Source organism: Streptomyces coffeae, assembly GCF_016741875.1.
GTDB classification, from domain to species: domain Bacteria; phylum Actinomycetota; class Actinomycetes; order Streptomycetales; family Streptomycetaceae; genus Streptomyces; species Streptomyces coffeae.
The window spans coordinates 1-17,272 of sequence record NZ_JAERRF010000019.1 but is presented as its reverse complement, the minus strand read 5'-3'; the positions used below and the strand labels follow the sequence as shown (position 1 = coordinate 17,272).

The following is a 17,272-nucleotide window of genomic DNA, read 5'->3' as shown; positions in this document are numbered from 1 at the left end:
CCGCCTTCGGCTGTGCCCGTGCGGGGAGCGATGTCGTGTTCACTCAGGGCTGCAAACATCAAATCCCGCTGTGTTGTTCCGTATCCTGTGCCCCCGCTGTCGCGATCAATTCGCTGAACAGCAGCTTGACCGCGGCCTCCACCGCCTGTATGCGGATGCCCGAGCGGTCTCCCGCCAACCGCAGCGCGGCCGAAGCCACCCGCTCCGCGGGCCCGGCCACCGCCACATGGACCGTGCCCACGGGCTGACCATCCTGCGATGTGGGACCCGCCACACCAGTGGTGGCCACGCCCCAGTCGGCGCCCAGCGCACCCGCCACGCCCCGGGCCATCTGCCGCGCGACCTCGGCATCCACCGCCCCGCGCTCGGCCAGCAGGGCCGCGTCCACCCCCAGCAGCTCCTGCTTGAGCGCGGTGGCGTACGCGGTCACCGAGCCGCGGAAGGAGCGGGACGCCCCGTCCACCGCCGTCAGCTCCGCGGCCACCAGACCGCCGGTGAGCGATTCGGCCACCGCCACGGTCTGCCCGCGCCGCTCCAGCAGCGCCAGCGCCTCGGCCGCGGTGGACCGCCCGGATCCCGCCGCACCGCCTTCCGCCGTGCCGGTGCTCACGATGTGGACTCCTGGGTGGCACGACCCGCCCGGCGCAGCACGATCGCCTGGCGAACGTAGTCGAGGCCGGTGACGACGGTCAGCACCACGGCCACCGCCATCACCCAGAAGCGCAAGGTGGCCAGCGGCCCGGTCAGCGCCAGGATGTACATGCCCACCGCCGTGCCCTGCGCGAGGGTCTTCAGCTTTCCGCCGCGGCTGGCCGGGATCACCCCGTGCCGGATCACCCAGAACCGCATCAGTGTGATCCCTATCTCGCGGAAGAGGATCACGCCCGTCACCCACCAGGGCAGATCGGACAGGGCCGACAGACAGATCAGCGCCGCGCCCATGATCGCCTTGTCCGCGATCGGGTCGGCGATCTTGCCGAAGTCGGTGACGAGGTTGTACCGGCGGGCCAGATGGCCGTCGAAGAGATCGGTGATCATGGCAATGGCGAAGGCCGCCCACGCCAACGCGCGCCAGGCCGGGTCATATCCGCCGTTGTGGAGCATCAACAACACAAACCCCGGTACGAGGACCAGCCGCATCATGGTGAGGATGTTGGCGATGTTCCACAGTCCGGCGGGCCGGACGGCCGCGGCCGGGCGGTGGTGGCCTCCCGCGGCGGAGGCCGGGACGCCGGTCATCTGGCCGCCTCCTCGCTCCACGCGCCGCCGCCGGTTCCGTCCAGCGGCCGCAGCGGCTCCGCGACGAGGTCCACTCCCTCCGTCGCGATCACCTTGGCCTCGACCATACGGCCCACCGCGGGCTTCGCATCCGTGCTGAGCTGCGTCTGACCGTCGGTCTCCGGCGCCTGGTGGGCGCCGCGGCCCAGCACCGCCCCGGCGGCCCCGCTCTCGTCGATTTCCTCCACGAGCACCTCGACGACCTCGCCGAGCCGCTCCTCGGCCCGCTGGGCGGTGAGCTCCTCGGCAAGCCGCGAGATGTGCTCCAGCCGCTCGGCGACCTCGTCCGGGTCGAGCTTGTTCTCGTACCCCGCGGCCTCGGTGCCCTCCTCGTCCGAGTAACCGAACACACCGATCGCATCCAGCCGCGCCTCGCTGATGAAACGCTCCAGCTCGGCCAGGTCCTCCTCGGTCTCGCCGGGGAATCCCACGATGAAGTTGGACCGGGCGCCCGCTTGCGGCGCCTTGCCTCTGATCTCCTCCAGCAGGCCCAGGAAGCGGTCGGTGTCCCCGAAGCGCCGCATCGCGCGCAGCACACCCGGCGCCGAGTGCTGGAAGGACAGGTCGAAGTAGGGCGCGACCTTCTCGGTCGAGGTCAGCACGTCGATCAGACCGGGCCGCATCTCGGCGGGCTGGAGGTAGCTCACCCGGATCCGCTCGATGCCGTCCACCGCGGCCAGCTCCGGCAGCAGCGTCTCCAGCAGCCGGATGTCCCCCAGGTCCTTGCCGTAGGAGGTGTTGTTCTCGGAGACCAGCATGACCTCCTTGACGCCCTGCTCGGCCAGCCAGCGGGTCTCCCCCAGCACATCGGAGGGCCGGCGCGAGATGAAGGAGCCGCGGAAGGACGGGATGGCGCAGAACGAGCACCGCCGGTCGCATCCGGAGGCCAGCTTCACCGAGGCGACCGGACTGGAGTCCAGCCTGCGGCGCAGCGGGGCGCGCGGCCCCGAGGCGGGCGCCACTCCGGCGGGCAGATCCTCGGGCGGGGTGTCCTGGGCATGGCCGGGCAGCGCCACGGAGGAGGCGTCCTGCCGCTCGGCCGGGCTGATCGGCAGCAGCTTGCGGCGGTCGCGCGGGGTGTGCGAGGCGTGGATGCCGCCGGAGAGGATGGTCTGGAGCCGGTCGGAGATATCGGCGTAGTCGTCGAAGCCGAGCACCCCGTCGGCCTCGGGCAGCGCCTCCGCGAGCTCCTTGCCGTAGCGCTCGGCCATGCAGCCGACGGCCACGACGGCCTGGGTACGGCCGTGATCCTTCAGATCCCGGGCCTCCAGCAGGGCGTCGACCGAGTCCTTCTTGGCGGCTTCGACAAAGCCACAGGTGTTGACGACGGCGACGTCCGCGTCGGCGGCTTCCTCGACGAGCTCCCAGCCGTCCGCCGCCAAGCGGCCTGCGAGCTCCTCCGAGTCCACCTCATTGCGGGCGCAGCCAAGAGTGACAAGGGCGACGGTGCGGCGTTCGGGCATGCGCTCAGACTACTTCGTCCCCCGCCCTGCCCCCGCTGCCAGGGCTCCCGATCACGGTCGCTCAGCCCGCTTCGGGGTCTCCCTTGGTGTAGCTCAGCCGCTGGACGGTCCCGCTGTTGCCCACATTCTTCACTTCCTTGCCGTTCACGAACAGCTTGATCGCCCCGGCGTTCCCGAGCACCAGGTCGATGCGCTTGCTGTCGCTGAACGTCTTGGAGTCGCCCTCGCGCAGCACGCCTTCTTCCAGCAGCCGCCCGTTGTGGTCCTGCGCGGAGATCCAGCTCTGTCCGCCCTCGGCGGTGAGCTTGACGGTGACCTTGTCCGCCGGAACGCCCGCGATGGCGCTGTCGGACGGCTCCGGCCGGTCCTGGTCCTCGGGCTTGGAGCTGGGGCTGCGGCTGGGGGTGGTGCGGCTCGCCTTGGGCGAGGCGGAGTCCTCGGCGACCGTGGAACCGCTGTCCCCGTCACCACCACTGAAAAGCGTGAAGCCGACGAATCCGACGACGGCCACGATGGCCGCGACCATCGCCGCCGTCCAGTTGGGGCGCCGGGGCTCTGGGCGGATCCGCTCGGCCTCGAAGAGCGGGGCGGGGGCGGTCGGCGCGGGCCGTCCCCCGTGCTCGGCGTCGAATTGTGCGATCAGACCATCGGGGTCGAGCCCGACAGCGCGCGCGAGCACGCGGATATGCCCCCGGGCATACACATCGCCGCCGCAGCGCGAGAAGTCGTCCTGCTCGATCCCCTGCACTATGGGGATCCGGACCCGGGTGGAGGTGCTGACCTCGTCGACGGTCAGCCCGGCGGCGATACGGGCTTGCCGGAGGGCGCTGCCGACGGAAGGCCGGTCGTTTTCGGGGGAGTTGCCGTCTTCGGGAAAGTTGCCGATGGACACGGGGGCGCCTTTCGAGCGTGTAGCCACCTGCTGGAGGTTCAGTCTAGGGGTGGGACGAAAGGGTCGGGCAAGCGGGAGGACGGAGTTTGTCCGCCATCGGGATTGCCCCGCAACCATGATGGTGCGACCTCACTCCGCCACCTCCCTCAACTTGACGTCTCGGCAGGGGAAACGGTTGCCCGCCCAACCCTTACGAGTGAGCTTTACCGCGGATCACGTCCAGCACGCCATCCAATTCGTCCGGCTTGACGAGCACATCGCGCGCCTTGGAGCCCTCGCTCGGCCCGACGACCCCCCGGGACTCCATGAGGTCCATCAGCCGCCCGGCCTTGGCGAAACCCACCCGCAGCTTGCGCTGAAGCATCGAAGTCGATCCGAACTGCGTGGAAACCACCAGCTCAGCGGCCTGACACAGAAGATCGAGATCATCGCCGATCTCCTCGTCGATCTCCTTCTTCTTCGCCGTCCCGACCGTCACGTCCTCGCGGAAGACCGGTGCCATCTGCTGCTTGCAGTGCGCGACGACCGCCTCGACCTCGCTCTCGGTGACATAGGCGCCCTGCATCCGGACCGGCTTGTTCGCACCCATGGGCAGAAACAGCCCGTCGCCCTTGCCGATCAGCTTCTCGGCGCCGGGCTGGTCCAGAATGACCCGGCTGTCGGCCAGCGAGGAGGTGGCGAAGGCGAGCCGCGAGGGCACATTGGCCTTGATCAGACCGGTGACCACATCCACCGACGGCCGCTGGGTGGCCAGCACCAGATGGATCCCGGCCGCGCGCGCGAGCTGGGTGATCCGGACGATCGAGTCCTCGACGTCACGCGGTGCGACCATCATCAGGTCCGCCAGCTCGTCGACGATCACCAGCAGATACGGATACGGCTTGAGCTCCCGCTCGCTCCCCTCGGGCAGTTTGACCTTGCCCGCGCGGACCGCCGCGTTGAAGTCGTCGATGTGGCGGAAGCCGTACGCCGCGAGATCGTCGTACCGCAGATCCATCTCGCGGACGACCCACTGAAGGGCCTCGGCCGCGCGCTTGGGATTGGTGATGATCGGCGTGACCAGATGCGGAATGCCCTCGTACGCGGTCAGCTCCACCCGCTTGGGGTCGACCAGCACCATCCGCACATCGTCCGGAGTGGCCCGGACCATGATCGACGTGATGAGGCAGTTGATGCAGGACGACTTGCCGGATCCGGTGGCGCCGGCCACCAGTACATGCGGCATGGTCGCGAGATTGGCCGCCACGTAGCCGCCCTCGACGTCCTTGCCCAGCCCCACCAGCATCGGGTGGTCGTCCCCGACGGAGTCCGCAGAGCGCAGCACATCGCCGAGGTTGACCATCTCGCGGTCGCTGTTGGGGATTTCGATACCGACCGCCGACTTGCCCGGAATCGGGCTGATGATCCGCACATCGGGACTGGCGACGGCGTACGCGATGTTCTTGGTCAGCGCCGTGATCCGCTCGACCTTCACCGCCGGGCCGAGCTCCACCTCGTAGCGGGTGACCGTCGGACCGCGGGTGAAGCCGGTGACCGCGGCGTCGACCTTGAACTCCGAGAAGACCTTGGTCAGTGAGTCGACCACGGCGTCGTTGGCGGCGCTGCGCGTCTTGCCGGGCCCACCGCGCTCCAGCAGTTCGAGCGAGGGGAGCGAGTAGGTGATGTCCCCGGAGAGCTGGAGCTGTTCGGCGCGCGGCGGCAGCGGCTCGCCCTCGTCGGCCGCGGGACGGGTGAGATCGGGGACGCGCGAGCTCTCCGCCGCGCTCCGGCCTGGGCCGCCCTTCGCCCCGGCCGGCTTGCCGGGCTCCGGACCGGCGTCATGCGCCCCCGGCACCGAGCCGCTGCCCTCACCGGTGTCGCGCTCCACCGAGATCCCGTTGCTCAGCCCGGCGACGAGCGGCGAGGGCTGGACACCGTGCAGGACGGCCCCGTCCAACGCGGCGGCGGCCGCGGCCGCCACGTCCACCGCGTCCATGGGACGGTCCTGCGGCGGCTCCACGGGCCGGCCACCGCGCGACCGGCGGCGCCCCCGCAGCGCCTCCTCCTCGGCCCGCTCATGGTCGTCCGCGACATCCGCGGCCCCGCGGGCCCGTGCGGACCTGCGCGGGCGCCTGGCGGGCGTCTCGCGCCATTCCTCGGCGTACTCCACTTCCGTCCCCGCGTCCACGTCCGCGTCCGCGAATGCCTCCTCGTCCCGGAGCAGACCCAGCCGGATGCCCAACGCCCGCAGCCGCTGCGGAATCGCCGCGACCGGCGTCGCGGTGACGACCAGCAGCCCGAAGACGGTGAGCAGCGCCAACAGCGGTACGGCCAGCACCTCGCCCATCGCATGGATCAGCGGCCGGGAGACGCCCCAGCCGATCAGGCCCCCCGCGTCCTGTATCGCCGCGGTCCCCTGACCGCGCCCCGGCGCCCCGCAGGCGATGTGCACCTCACCCAGCACACCGATCACCAGCGCGGACAGACCGATCACAATCCGCCCGTTGGCCTCCGGCTTCTCGGGGTGCAGGATCAGCCGGGCGGCGATGGTGGCCAGCAGTATCGGCACCACCAGATCGAGCCGCCCGAAGGCTCCGGTGACCAGCATCTCGACCAGGTCGCCGACCGGCCCGTCCAGATTCGACCAGGTGCCCGCGGCCACGATCAGCGCCAGGGCGAGCAGCAGCAGCGCGCTGCCGTCCTTGCGGTGCGCCGGGTCGAGTCCCTTGGCACCGCGCCCTATCCCACGGAACATCGCCCCGACGGCGTGCGCCAGCCCCCTCCAGAGCGCGCGCACGGCGCGGTACACACCGCTGGTGGGGTTGGGCGCCGGGGGCGGTGCGGCCTTCGCCGCCGCCTTCTTCTTCGGAGCGGCCTTCTTCGCGGGCGCCGCCGACTTCTTGGCGGGCGCCTTCTTGGCCGCCGCCTTCTTCGCGTTCTTCGCGGGCGACTTCTTCGCTGCGCCTCCGGACTGCCCGGCGCGCTTCTTCGAGGTGCCCGCCGTGCTCTGGGAACCCTTGCCGGACGTACGAGAGGCCATGGGGGCGAGGTTACCCGCGTCCGCCGTACGGAGCACGCATGGTGGACGCGTCAGGCGTCACCGGCGTCACGCGGGCACCGGATACCGGCCGCGAGGTGAGCGGACGGTGACAGGACATCAAAAACGGATCGCGGGTGGGCGATGACCGGGGGCGGACTACGGCGCCCCGAAGGGGTGGGGCTCAGTTCTGCGAGGGCACCTGGCTGGCGCCGGTGCCCGCACCCGGCTCCAGGGCGTCCAGCGCCCGCCGCAGACCGGTGAGCTTGCGCTCGAGATGGGCGGCGGTGGCGACCGCGGCCGCGTCGGCCGACTCGTCCAACTGCTTGGACAGTGCTTCGGCCTGCTCCTCGACGGCGGCGAGCCGCGCGGAGAGCTCGGCGAGCAGCCCCGCCGACTCCTTGGCCTCCTCACCGGCCGCGGGCTGACCACCCTCCAACTGGAGCCGCAGCAGCGACGCCTGCTCCCGCAGTTGGCAGTTCTTCATGTACAGATCGACGAAGACCGAGACCTTCGCCCTGAGCACCCACGGGTCGAACGGCTTGGAGATGTAGTCGACCGCGCCGGCCGCATAGCCCCGGAAGGTGTGATGCGGACCGTGATTGATCGCGGTGAGGAAGATGATCGGGATGTCCCGGGTCCGCTCACGGCGCTTGATGTGCGCGGCGGTCTCGAACCCGTCCATGCCCGGCATCTGGACATCCAGCAGGATGACCGCGAAGTCGTCCGTCAGCAGCGCCTTGAGCGCTTCCTCCCCTGACGATGCCCGCACCAGGGTCTGATCGAGCGCGGAGAGAATGGCCTCCAGCGCCAGCAGATTCTCCGGCCGGTCATCGACCAGGAGGATCTTGGCCTTCTGCACCATGCCCCGTCCTCCTCGTCCCGGCTTGGGGTCTCCCCAGCTCGAAGAGCCGAGAGAAGCACCGGGCGCCGCCCCAGGGGACGACTCCCTTGCGCCGCCCGTCCTTGTGCCGGTCATGGTAGCCGCACCCCGCTGTTCGCCACACCCTGTCACCGCGATGTCACTGTGCACGTAGCAGAAACGCGGCGGGAGACCAGAAGGTTCCCCGAATACCGCGTTCCCACACGTGTTCGGCGACAGTCAGTCAACACCACAGACGCGCCTGGCGTCCCGCAGGGTCACTGCTCTGACATCCACTGCTCCATCACCGCAAGAAGATGATCGGTGTCGACGGGCTTGGTGACATAGTCCGACGCGCCAGCCTCAATACTCTTTTCACGATCTCCCTTCATCGCCTTCGCGGTCAGGGCGATGATCGGCAGTCCGGCGAACTGCGGCATCCTGCGGATCGCCGCCGTCGTGGCATAACCGTCCATCTCCGGCATCATGATGTCCATCAGGACGAGCACGACATCGTCGTGCTGTTCGAGGACCTCGATGCCCTCCCTGCCGTTCTCCGCGTAGAGGACCTGGAGTCCGTGCTGCTCGAGCACGGAGGTGAGCGCGAACACGTTGCGGATGTCGTCGTCGACGATCAGCACCTTCTCGCCGTGGAAGCCGCCTGCCGGCTCCGGCACGACCAGGTCCTGGCCGCCCAGCAGCCACGGCTCCGGGGCCCGCTCCTGGGACTGCCGCCCCCGGCGGCCCGCCGCGCGGTCCGCGGGCTGCGGCCACTGCGGCTCGGACAGCGGCTGCTGGGGCTCCTGTTCAGTCCGCCGGCCCCGCCGGAGCAGCCCGGACGCCCGCTGGCCGCCGTTGGCCGAGGCATCCGGCGCGGGCTCCGGCTCCGCCGCCGTCCCGCGCTCGGCGGACTCCCCGGCGGTGCCGCTCTCCAGCGCGGCCGGGGTCCGCGGCCCGGAGGCCGAGTTGCCCGGGAGGGCGATGCCCGACACCGAACCCCCCACGGCGAGCTGCGGATAGCCCTGGGGCGGCAGCTCACCGGGGTGCAGCGGCAGATAGAGCGTGAAGGTCGAACCGCGGCCCGGCTCACTGGCCGCGTGGATCTCACCGCCCAGCAGCCGGGCGATCTCCCGGCTGATGGACAGACCCAGTCCGGTGCCGCCGTACTTCCGGCTGGTGGTCCCGTCGGCCTGCTTGAACGCCTCGAAGATCACCCGCATCTTGCTCGCCGCGATGCCGATACCGGTATCGGTCACCGAGAACGCGATCATCTCGGCGTCCGGTTCGCGCAACGCGCCCGCCTCCAGAAGCTGTTCCCGGATGGCGTTGGGCACGTCGCCGCCCGCCGGCCGGATGACCAGTTCCACGGCGCCGGTGTCGGTGAACTTCACCGCGTTGGACAGGAGGTTGCGCAGCACCTGCAACAGCCGCTGCTCGTCGGTGTGCAGCGTGGCCGGAAGCTCGGGCGAGACCCGCACCGAGAAGTCCAGCCCCTTCTCGGCGGTCAACGGCCGGAAGGTGGCCTCCACATAGTCCACGAGCTGGACCAGGGCGATCCGGGTCGGGCTGACGTCCATCTTGCCCGCCTCGACCTTCGACAGGTCCAGGATGTCGTTGATCAGCTGCAACAGGTCCGAGCCCGCGCCGTGGATGGTCTCGGCGAACTCCACCTGCTTCGGCGAGAGATTGCCGTCCGCGTTGTCGGCGAGCAGCTTGGCCAGGATCAGCAGCGAGTTGAGCGGGGTGCGCAGCTCGTGCGACATGTTGGCCAGGAACTCGCTCTTGTAGCGCATCGAGACCGCGAGCTGCTCGGCGCGCTCCTCGAGCACCTGCCGCGCCTCCTCGATCTCGGTGTTCTTCACCTCGATGTCGCGGTTCTGCCGGGCCAGCCGCTCCGACTTCTCCTCCAGCTCGGCGTTGGACGACTGGAGCGCCTTCTGCCGGTTCTCCAGCTCCGCCGACCGCTCCCGCAGTTGCTCGGTCAGCTCCTGCGACTGCTTCAGCAGCACCTCGGTCTTGGTGTTGACGCTGATGGTGTTGACGCTGGTGCCGATCATCTCGGCGATCTGGTTGAGGAAGTCCTTCTGGATCTGCGCGAACGGCTGGAACGACGCCAGCTCGACCACACCGAGCAGCTGGCCCTCGAAGAGCACCGGCAGCACGATCACATGCGCCGGAGCCGCCTCGCCCAGACCCGAAGCGATCTTGAGGTAGCCCGGGGGCACGTTCTCCACCAGGATCGGCCGCTTCTCCTCGGCGACCGTCCCGATCAGGGTCTCGCCCGGCTGGAAGGACGTGGGCATCGACCCGTGGGAGTAGCCGTAACTGCCGACCAGACGCAGCTCGTAGCCCTCCTCGGAGGTGCTGTCGGCGACCACCTCGGTACCCTCGCCGGTCGGCACCGCCAGGAAGAACGCGCCGTGCTGGGCGGAGACCACCGGGGTCAACTCGCTCATGATCAGCCGGGCGACGTCCTCGAGATCGCGCCGTCCTTGCATCAGACCGGAGATCCGGGCGAGGTTGCCCTTCAGCCAGTCCTGCTCCTTGTTGGCGAGGGTGGTCTCACGCAGGTTGGCGATCATGGTGTTGATGTGGTCCTGGAGGACCTGGATCTCGCCCGAGGCATCCACGTCAATCTTGAGGTTGAGATCGCCGCGGGTCACCGCGGTGGCGACCTCGGCGATGGCGCGCACCTGACGGGTCAGGTTCCCGGCCATCTCGTTCACCGACTCGGTCAGGTCCTTCCAGGTGCCGGCCACGTCCCGCACCCGCGCCTGTCCGCCGAGCTGGCCCTCGGTGCCCACCTCACGGGCCACCCGGGTCACCTGGTCGGCGAACGAGGACAGCTGGTCGACCATCGTGTTGATGGTCGTCTTCAGCTCCAGGATCTCGCCCCGCGCCTCGATGTCGATCTTCTTGGTCAGATCGCCCTGAGCGATCGCCGTGGTGACCATCGCGATGTTGCGCACCTGGCCGGTCAGGTTGGACGCCATCGAGTTCACGGACTCGGTGAGGTCCTTCCACGTCCCGGACACACCGGGCACCCGCGCCTGGCCGCCGAGGATGCCGTCCGTACCCACCTCGCGCGCCACCCGGGTGACCTCGTCGGCGAACGACGACAGTGTGGTCACCATGGTGTTGACGGTGTCGGCCAGCGCCGCGACCTCGCCGCGCGCCTCGACCGTCACCTTCTTCGTCAGATCGCCGTTGGCGACCGCCGCCGAGACCTGGGAGATGTTCCGCACCTGGATGGTCAGGTTGTTGGCCATCAGGTTGACGTTGTTGCTCAGGTCCTTCCAGATGCCGGTGACGCCCGGCACCCGCGCCTGGCCGCCCAACTGCCCCTCCGTGCCCACCTCACGGGCCACCCGGGTGACCTGCTCGGCGAACGACGACAGCTGGTCCACCATCGTGTTCACGGTGGTGACGAGCTCCAGGATCTCGCCCTTGGCATCGACAGTGATCTTCTTCGACAGATCGCCCTTGGCGACCGCCGTCGTCACCTCGGCGATGGAACGCACCTGCGAGGTGAGGTTGTTGGCCATGCCGTTGACGGACTGGGTCAGGTCCTTCCAGGTGCCGGAGACGCCCTGCACCTCGGCCTGACCGCCCAACTGCCCCTCGGTGCCCACCTCGCGGGCGACGCGGGTGACCTCCTCCGCGAAGGAGGACAGCTGGTCCACCATGGTGTTGAGGGTGTTCTTCAGCTCCAGGATTTCGCCGCGCGCATCGACGTCGATCTTCTGCGAGAGGTCACCGCGCGCGACCGCGGTCGCCACCTGGGCGATATTGCGGACCTGGGCGGTCAGATTGCCCGCCATACCGTTCACCGAATCGGTCAGATCGCGCCATACGCCCGCCACACCGGGCACCTGCGCCTGACCGCCCAGGCGGCCGTCCGTACCCACTTCGCGGGCGACCCGGGTCACCTGCTGGGCGAAGTCCGAGAGCTGGTCGACCATCGTGTTGATGGTGTTCTTGAGCTCGAGGATCTCGCCGCGCGCGTCCACCTCGATCTTCTGCGACAGATCGCCGCGGGCGACGGCGGTGGTCACCTGGGCGATCCCGCGCACCTGCGAGGTCAGGTTCCCCGCCATGGAGTTGACGGAGTCGGTCAGGTCCTTCCAGGTGCCGCTGACGCCGTCCACCCGGGCCTGGCCGCCCAGTCGCCCTTCGGTGCCCACGTCCCGCGCCATCCGCGTGACCTGGTCGGCGAAGGAGGAGAGCTGATCCACCATGGTGTTCACGGTGTTCTTCAACTGGAGCATCTCACCGGAGACATCGACGGTGACCTTCTGCGACAGATCGCCGTTCGCCACCGCCGTCGTCACCTGCGCGATGTTGCGCACCTGGCCGGTGAGGTTACGGAAGGCGGTGTTCACCGAATCGGTGAGATCCTTCCACGTCCCCGCCGCACCCGGAACCTGCGCCTGACCGCCCAGTTCACCCTCGACGCCGATCTCCCGGGCCACCCGGGTCACCTCGGCGCCGAACGACTGGAGCTGGTCGACCATCGTGTTGACGGTGTTCTTCAGCTCCAGCATCTCGCCGGCCACATCGACGGTGACCTTCTGCGACAGATCGCCGTTCGCCACCGCCGTCGTCACCTGCGCGATGTCCCGCACCTGCGCGGTGAGATTGCGGAACGCGGTGTTCACCGAATCGGTGAGATCCTTCCACGTCCCCGCCGCACCCGGAACCTGCGCCTGACCGCCGAGCAGCCCCTCGGCCCCGACCTCGCTGGCCACCCGCGTCACCTCGTCGGCGAAGGTGCGCAGCGTCTCGGTCATCGTGTTGATCGTGTCGGCCAGCTGCGCGACTTCGCCGCGTGCGCTCACCGTCACCTTCTGCGACAGATCGCCGTTGGCGACCGCGGTCGTCACCTGGGCGATCCCGCGCACCTGGGCGGTGAGGTTCCCGGCCATCAGATTGACCGAGTCCGTCAGGTCCTTCCACACCCCGGCGACCCCGGGCACCTTCGCCTGGCCGCCGAGTTCACCCTCGGTGCCCACCTCACGGGCGACTCTGGTCACCTCGGCGGCGAACGAGGACAGCTGGTCCACCATCGTGTTGACGGTGTTCTTCAGCTCGAGCATCTCCCCGGACACATGGACCGTGACCTTCCGGGAGAGATCCCCCTTGGCCACCGCCGTGGTCACCAGCGCGATGTCCCGCACCTGAGCGGTGAGCCGGGAGGCCATCGTGTTGACGGACTCCGTGAGATCCTTCCACGAACCGGACATTCCGCGCACCCGGGCCTGACCGCCCAGCTTGCCCTCGGTACCGACCTCGCTGGCGACTCTGGTCACCTCGTCGGTGAACGCCGACAGCTGGTCCACCAGCCCGTTGACGGTACGTCCCACCTTCAGGAACTCACCGCGCAGCGGATGCGCCGAACCGTCGGCGCCCTGCGCCCGCAGATCCATACGCTGCTCGAGGTCGCCCTCGGCGACCGCCGACAGCACCCGTCCCACCTCGGACACCGGCCGCACAAGATCGTCCACCAATGCGTTGGACGCGTCAATGGCCGCCGCCCACTGCCCCTCGCAGGCGCCCGTCTCCAGCCGCTCGGTGAGCTTGCCCTCGCGGCCGACCACACGCCGCACCCGGGTCAATTCGCCGGTGAGCTGGAGATTGCGGTCCGCGACCTCATTGAAGACCGCCGCGATCTCGGACATGACCCCTTCGCCCGAGACCGTCAGACGCTTGCGGAAGTTGCCGTCCCGCATCGCCATCATGGCGGTCAGCAGTCGATTCAGGGCAGCCGTCTCCACCTCGGTCGTCCCATTGCTGCGGGACCGTCCGCCCTTCGCGCGCGTATTCGTGCCCCGCGCCGCTGCGCCAGACTCCACCGTGTCCCTCCCGCAGGGTTGACCATCCTCGTCGGGTTCTTCTTCCAGCTTGCCCAGTGTTTCACCATGGTCCAACCAGGCCATAACAGTTCGGCAGCATCGCACACCGCGGACAGCACACTCTGGGGTGGAATCAGTGCCGACCGGCATTCGCGAGCGCGGTGGAGGTAAGTAACCTGGCATCCGGCCAGGGCATCGGAGGGGCGCTGCGACATGGGTGAGCAGATCGCCGAGACACTTATGAGGAGACCTGTGATCACCGCGCGGGCAGCCGCCACCTTCGAGCCGGTCGGCCGCTCGGTCGCCGCCGCCCGCACGTTCGTCCGGGACACGCTGCAAGGATGGGGTCTCACCGACATCGTCGACGACGCCGTTGTCCTCACCAGCGAACTGGTCACCAACGCGGTCGTCCACGCCGGTACGACCGCCGACGTGGAATGCATCCGGGCCGACACCGGCGTACGCGTCGAAGTCGCCGACCGGTACCCGGAGCGGGAGCTTCCGGTGCAGAGCAACGGCGGCCACCACTTCGGAAGCCCCGATAGCGAAGGCGGCCGCGGTCTGCTACTCTGCGCGGCCCTCGCAGCACGCTGGGGAGTCGAGTACACGGCCACCCACAAGCAGGTCTGGTTCCAGCTCGACTTCCCCGACCGCCCGGCCGGCACCCGCGCCGCGGGCCCCGCACTGCCCGCCAGCGCCCTGCCCCTCACCGACGCCCGGGTCCGGGTCGCCGTGGTCCAGGTCGACAGCGGCGCCCTCATCAGCACCTGGAACGACGACGCCCAGGAGCTGTTCGGCTACACCGCGGAGCAGGTCATCGGCAAGCCGCTGACCGACCTCGCGGCCTGGCCGCACACCCCCGGCACCGGCACCGGCGTCGCCGAGGCCCTCCGGCTCTCCCGCTGGGAGGGCTCGTACGGCATCCGCGGCGCCGACGGCCGCGTCTCCCCCGTCTACGCCTCTCATCTGCGCATCCGCGACGCCCAGGGCGACCCGTCCACCGTCTGTCTGCTGGTGCGGGACCACGAGCGCGCCGTCCTCCAGAGCCCGCTGCGCGCGGTGGCGCCCGACAGCGGCGAATCCGCCGAGCGCGGTCCGGCCTCCGACGCCTTCGAGGTCTTCATCGGCTCACCGGCCCCCGACGACCTCGACGGTCTGCTCCAGCGCACCGTCGAGCGGGCCCGCGACATGCTCGACGGCGACGCCGCCTATCTGCTGCTCGCCACCGACGACGAAACCGAGCTGGAGGTCCGCGCCTCGACCGGACTGCCCTCCGCCCGCCAGCGCTTCGCCCGCGTCCCCGTCGAAGCCGGCACCGGCCGCTACGGATCGGCGCGGATGCCCGCCGTCCACGAGGATCTGTCGGCGCTGCCCGGCGCTGTCCCGCTCCTGGTCAACACCGGGATGCGGTCGGTCGTCACGGTCCCGCTGAAGGTCGAGGGACGGCTCACCGGCTCGCTCGGCGTCGCCGCCGAGGCCCCCGGCCGGTACAGCAACGAGGAAGCGCTGAGGCTCCAGTTCGCCGCCGACCGCATCGCGCTCGCCGTCGAACGGGCCCGCCTCACCGAGCTCGAGCGACTGCGCCGTGGCTCGCTGTCCTTCCTCGTCGAGGCGTCCGACCTGCTGGCGGGCACACTGGACCGCGACCAGACCCTGGCGCTGATGGCACAGATGACGGTCCCCACCCTCGCCAGCTGGTGCGCCGTCTACACGGTCGCCGACCAGGTCTCCGAACCCGAGCTCTCCTACGTCCTGCACGAGGACGAGGACCGCATCGACGGCCTCAAGGCCCTGCTGACGAAGATCGATCCGCCGGAGCAGGTGCCCACCGGCGGCGCCCGCAGCTGGTCCGGCCCCTACGACGCCGCCCACGCCGCGGCCCTGCGGACCTCGCTGCGCAGCCTCAGCCTCGGCGACTCCGCCCGGCCCTCCTCCGGCCCCGGCGCCTCCCTGGCGACCGCGTCCGCGGTGGGCGGCGAGACGGTCGTACTGCCCCTGGTGGCCCGCAACCGCGTGATCGGCATGCTGACCCTCGGCAAGCCCACCGACGAGCACTTCCGCCAGGAGAACCTGGAGCTCGCCGAGGACCTCTCCCGCCGGGCCGCGCTCGCGCTGGACAACGCCCGGCTGTACTCGGAGCGCACCGCCATCAGCCAGTCCCTCCAGCGCAGCCTGCTGCCGCCGGAGCAGCCCGAGGTCCCCGGTGTCGAGGTCGAGGTCATCTACCGCGCCGCGGGTGAGGGCAACGAGGTCGGTGGTGACTTCTACGACCTCTTCCCGATCCGCGACGGCGCCTACGGCTTCGCCATCGGCGACGTTTGCGGCACCGGCCCGGAAGCCGCCGCGGTGACCGGCCTGGCCCGGCACGCGCTGCGGCTGCTCGCCCGCGAGGGCTTCGGCGGTCCTGCGGTGCTGGAGCGGCTCAACGCGGCCATCCTCGACGAGGGCGCCCGCAGCCGCTTCCTGACCCTGCTCTACGGGGAGTTGTGGCCGCAGCACGACGGCAGCGCGGTCCTCAAGGTCGTCTGCGCCGGACATCCACTGCCGCTGCGGCTCCGCCAGGACGGCAGCGTCGAGGCGGCCGCCGAACCGCAGCCGCTGCTCGGCGTCATGGAGGATCTGGAGCTGTACGAGCAGACCATCACCCTCGACCCGGGCGACGTCCTGCTGTGCGTCACCGACGGGGTCACCGAGCGGCGCGAGGGCACCAGGATGCTCGGCGACGAGGGCCTCACCGATGTCCTCACCACTTGCACAGGGCTCACCGCGGGCGCGGTGGCCGCGCGGGTGCTGCGGGCCGTCGAGCGCTTCGCGGCGGAGCCGCCGTCCGACGACATGGCGATCCTGGCGATGCGCGTCCCCGAGCCGCACGACACATGACGGGAGGCGGGGACGAGACGGCTTGTCCCCGCCCCGCCCAAGGCCCTGGAGCCGAACACGACGAAGGCCCCCGCCAATTGGCGGGGGCCTTCTGCTGGAGCCCCAATACGGAATCGAACCGTAGACCTTCTCCTTACCATGGAGACGCTCTGCCGACTGAGCTATTGGGGCGCGGCAACGGGATAGATCATACCCGAACTCGAGTGCGCTCCCGACCACCCCACCCCCGGTCGCTCAGGCAGCTGACTGCAACAGTCCCCCGAGCGCGTTGCAGGCCGAGACCACCCGCTGCAACTCCCGCCGCGACATGGCCGGATCAACGGGCAGCGCCAGGCATTCGTCGGCCGCCCGCTCGGTCTCCGCGAGCCACAGATCGCGCCGGAAGCGCGCGGTGCGGTGTGCGGGCGTCTGGACCGGTACGTGGCAGACGACGCCGCGAGAACGCAGCGTACGGGCGAAGGCGTCGCGGTCCGGGCGACCGTTGCCGGGTACCCGCACCACGTACTGCTGGTAGGTGTGTTCCACTCCCTGCCGCACGCCGGGGGTGATGACCCCGCGCAGCTTTCCATCCAGATAGGCCGCGTTCGCCTGTCGCCGCAGAATCTCCCCGGCGGGATCGGGCTGCGCCCCGTAGCCGACGATCTGAACGCCGTGCCGCTGGCCCAGCGCGGTGAGACCGGCCATGTCGGCCGGGTGTCCGAAGGTGTGTACAGCCACAACGGCCGCGGTCCGGGGCGTGATCGCCTCGGCCACCGCGGCGGGATCTATGCAGAAGGTCTCGGCGTCGATGTCCACGAAGACCGGCCTCGCGCCGGCCAGCAGCACCGCTTCCGCCGCTTCGGGAGTGCCGTAGGACGGCACAACCACCTCGTCGCCCGGCCGGATGCCCAGCCGGGTCAACTCACGCCACAGCTCATCCGTAGGAGTGCCCATGGCTCGCATCGTGCCCACGCAACATGAACACCGCGTGACCCGCAACACAACAAAAGAGAGCCCTATCAGGAACCGAAGTTCCCGATAGGGCTCTCT

General features: G+C 69.9%; 9 protein-coding genes and 1 tRNA gene. 1 reads left to right on the top strand and 9 read right to left on the bottom strand.

Annotated features, from left to right (window positions below; genetic code table 11):
- Positions 1–58: 58 nt before the first annotated feature.
- From JK363_RS27685 to JK363_RS27655, 7 genes are all read right to left on the bottom strand, one after another.
- Entirely contained in the window at positions 59–610 is a 552-nt protein-coding gene (locus JK363_RS27685) for a CinA family protein (protein ID WP_372444859.1), read from the bottom strand.
- Entirely contained in the window at positions 607–1,239 is a 633-nt protein-coding gene (pgsA, locus tag JK363_RS27680) for a CDP-diacylglycerol--glycerol-3-phosphate 3-phosphatidyltransferase (RefSeq protein ID WP_201878327.1), read from the bottom strand. Before pgsA ends, JK363_RS27685 begins: the two co-directional genes overlap by 4 nt.
- On the bottom strand, positions 1,236–2,741 hold the full coding sequence (gene rimO, locus JK363_RS27675) for a 30S ribosomal protein S12 methylthiotransferase RimO (RefSeq protein ID WP_201878325.1): 1,506 nt from the start codon (positions 2,739–2,741) through the stop codon (positions 1,236–1,238). Before rimO ends, pgsA begins: the two co-directional genes overlap by 4 nt.
- 61 nt (positions 2,742–2,802) lie before the next feature.
- Positions 2,803–3,633 carry a helix-turn-helix domain-containing protein gene (locus JK363_RS27670; RefSeq protein ID WP_307821888.1) on the bottom strand — a complete coding sequence of 277 codons (831 nt, stop codon included), beginning with the start codon at positions 3,631–3,633 and terminating at the stop codon, positions 2,803–2,805.
- A 190-nt stretch (positions 3,634–3,823) separates the two neighbouring features.
- Positions 3,824–6,652 (bottom strand): DNA translocase FtsK, encoded by a 2,829-nt coding sequence (locus tag JK363_RS27665; protein ID WP_201878316.1) that lies wholly within the window; start codon positions 6,650–6,652, stop codon positions 3,824–3,826.
- A gap of 181 nt (positions 6,653–6,833) precedes the next feature.
- Positions 6,834–7,514, bottom strand: coding sequence for a response regulator (locus JK363_RS27660; RefSeq protein WP_201878315.1), 681 nt, complete (start codon positions 7,512–7,514; stop codon positions 6,834–6,836).
- Positions 7,515–7,789: 275 nt separating this feature from the next.
- Positions 7,790–13,363 (bottom strand): HAMP domain-containing protein, encoded by a 5,574-nt coding sequence (locus JK363_RS27655; RefSeq protein ID WP_201878313.1) that lies wholly within the window; start codon positions 13,361–13,363, stop codon positions 7,790–7,792.
- A gap of 252 nt (positions 13,364–13,615) precedes the next feature.
- Here JK363_RS27655 and JK363_RS27650 point away from each other — a divergent pair, with 252 nt between their 5' ends.
- The gene (locus tag JK363_RS27650) at positions 13,616–16,243 is read left to right on the top strand and encodes a SpoIIE family protein phosphatase (protein WP_201878305.1); all 2,628 of its coding nucleotides are present in this window, start codon (positions 13,616–13,618) and stop codon (positions 16,241–16,243) included.
- Between the two features lie 95 nt (positions 16,244–16,338).
- Here the strand turns inward: JK363_RS27650 and JK363_RS27645 are convergent.
- Positions 16,339–16,414: transfer RNA gene (locus JK363_RS27645), tRNA-Thr, on the bottom strand.
- Positions 16,415–16,477: 63 nt separating this feature from the next.
- Positions 16,478–17,176: a DegT/DnrJ/EryC1/StrS family aminotransferase gene (locus JK363_RS27640; RefSeq protein WP_236076155.1), complete on the bottom strand. Its 699-nt coding sequence runs from the start codon at positions 17,174–17,176 to the stop codon at positions 16,478–16,480.
- Between the last annotated feature and the right edge of the window lie 96 nt (positions 17,177–17,272).

What these genes read in the sequence shown, in the direction of transcription:
- pgsA (WP_201878327.1), bottom strand. Translation starts at nt 1,239, where the DNA reads ATGACCGGCGTCCCGGCCTCCGCCGCGGGAGGCCACCACCGCCCGGCC.
- rimO (WP_201878325.1), bottom strand. Translation starts at nt 2,741, where the DNA reads ATGCCCGAACGCCGCACCGTCGCCCTTGTCACTCTTGGCTGCGCCCGC.
- JK363_RS27665 (WP_201878316.1), bottom strand. Translation starts at nt 6,652, where the DNA reads ATGGCCTCTCGTACGTCCGGCAAGGGTTCCCAGAGCACGGCGGGCACC.
- JK363_RS27660 (WP_201878315.1), bottom strand. Translation starts at nt 7,514, where the DNA reads ATGGTGCAGAAGGCCAAGATCCTCCTGGTCGATGACCGGCCGGAGAAT.
- JK363_RS27640 (WP_236076155.1), bottom strand. Translation starts at nt 17,176, where the DNA reads ATGGGCACTCCTACGGATGAGCTGTGGCGTGAGTTGACCCGGCTGGGC.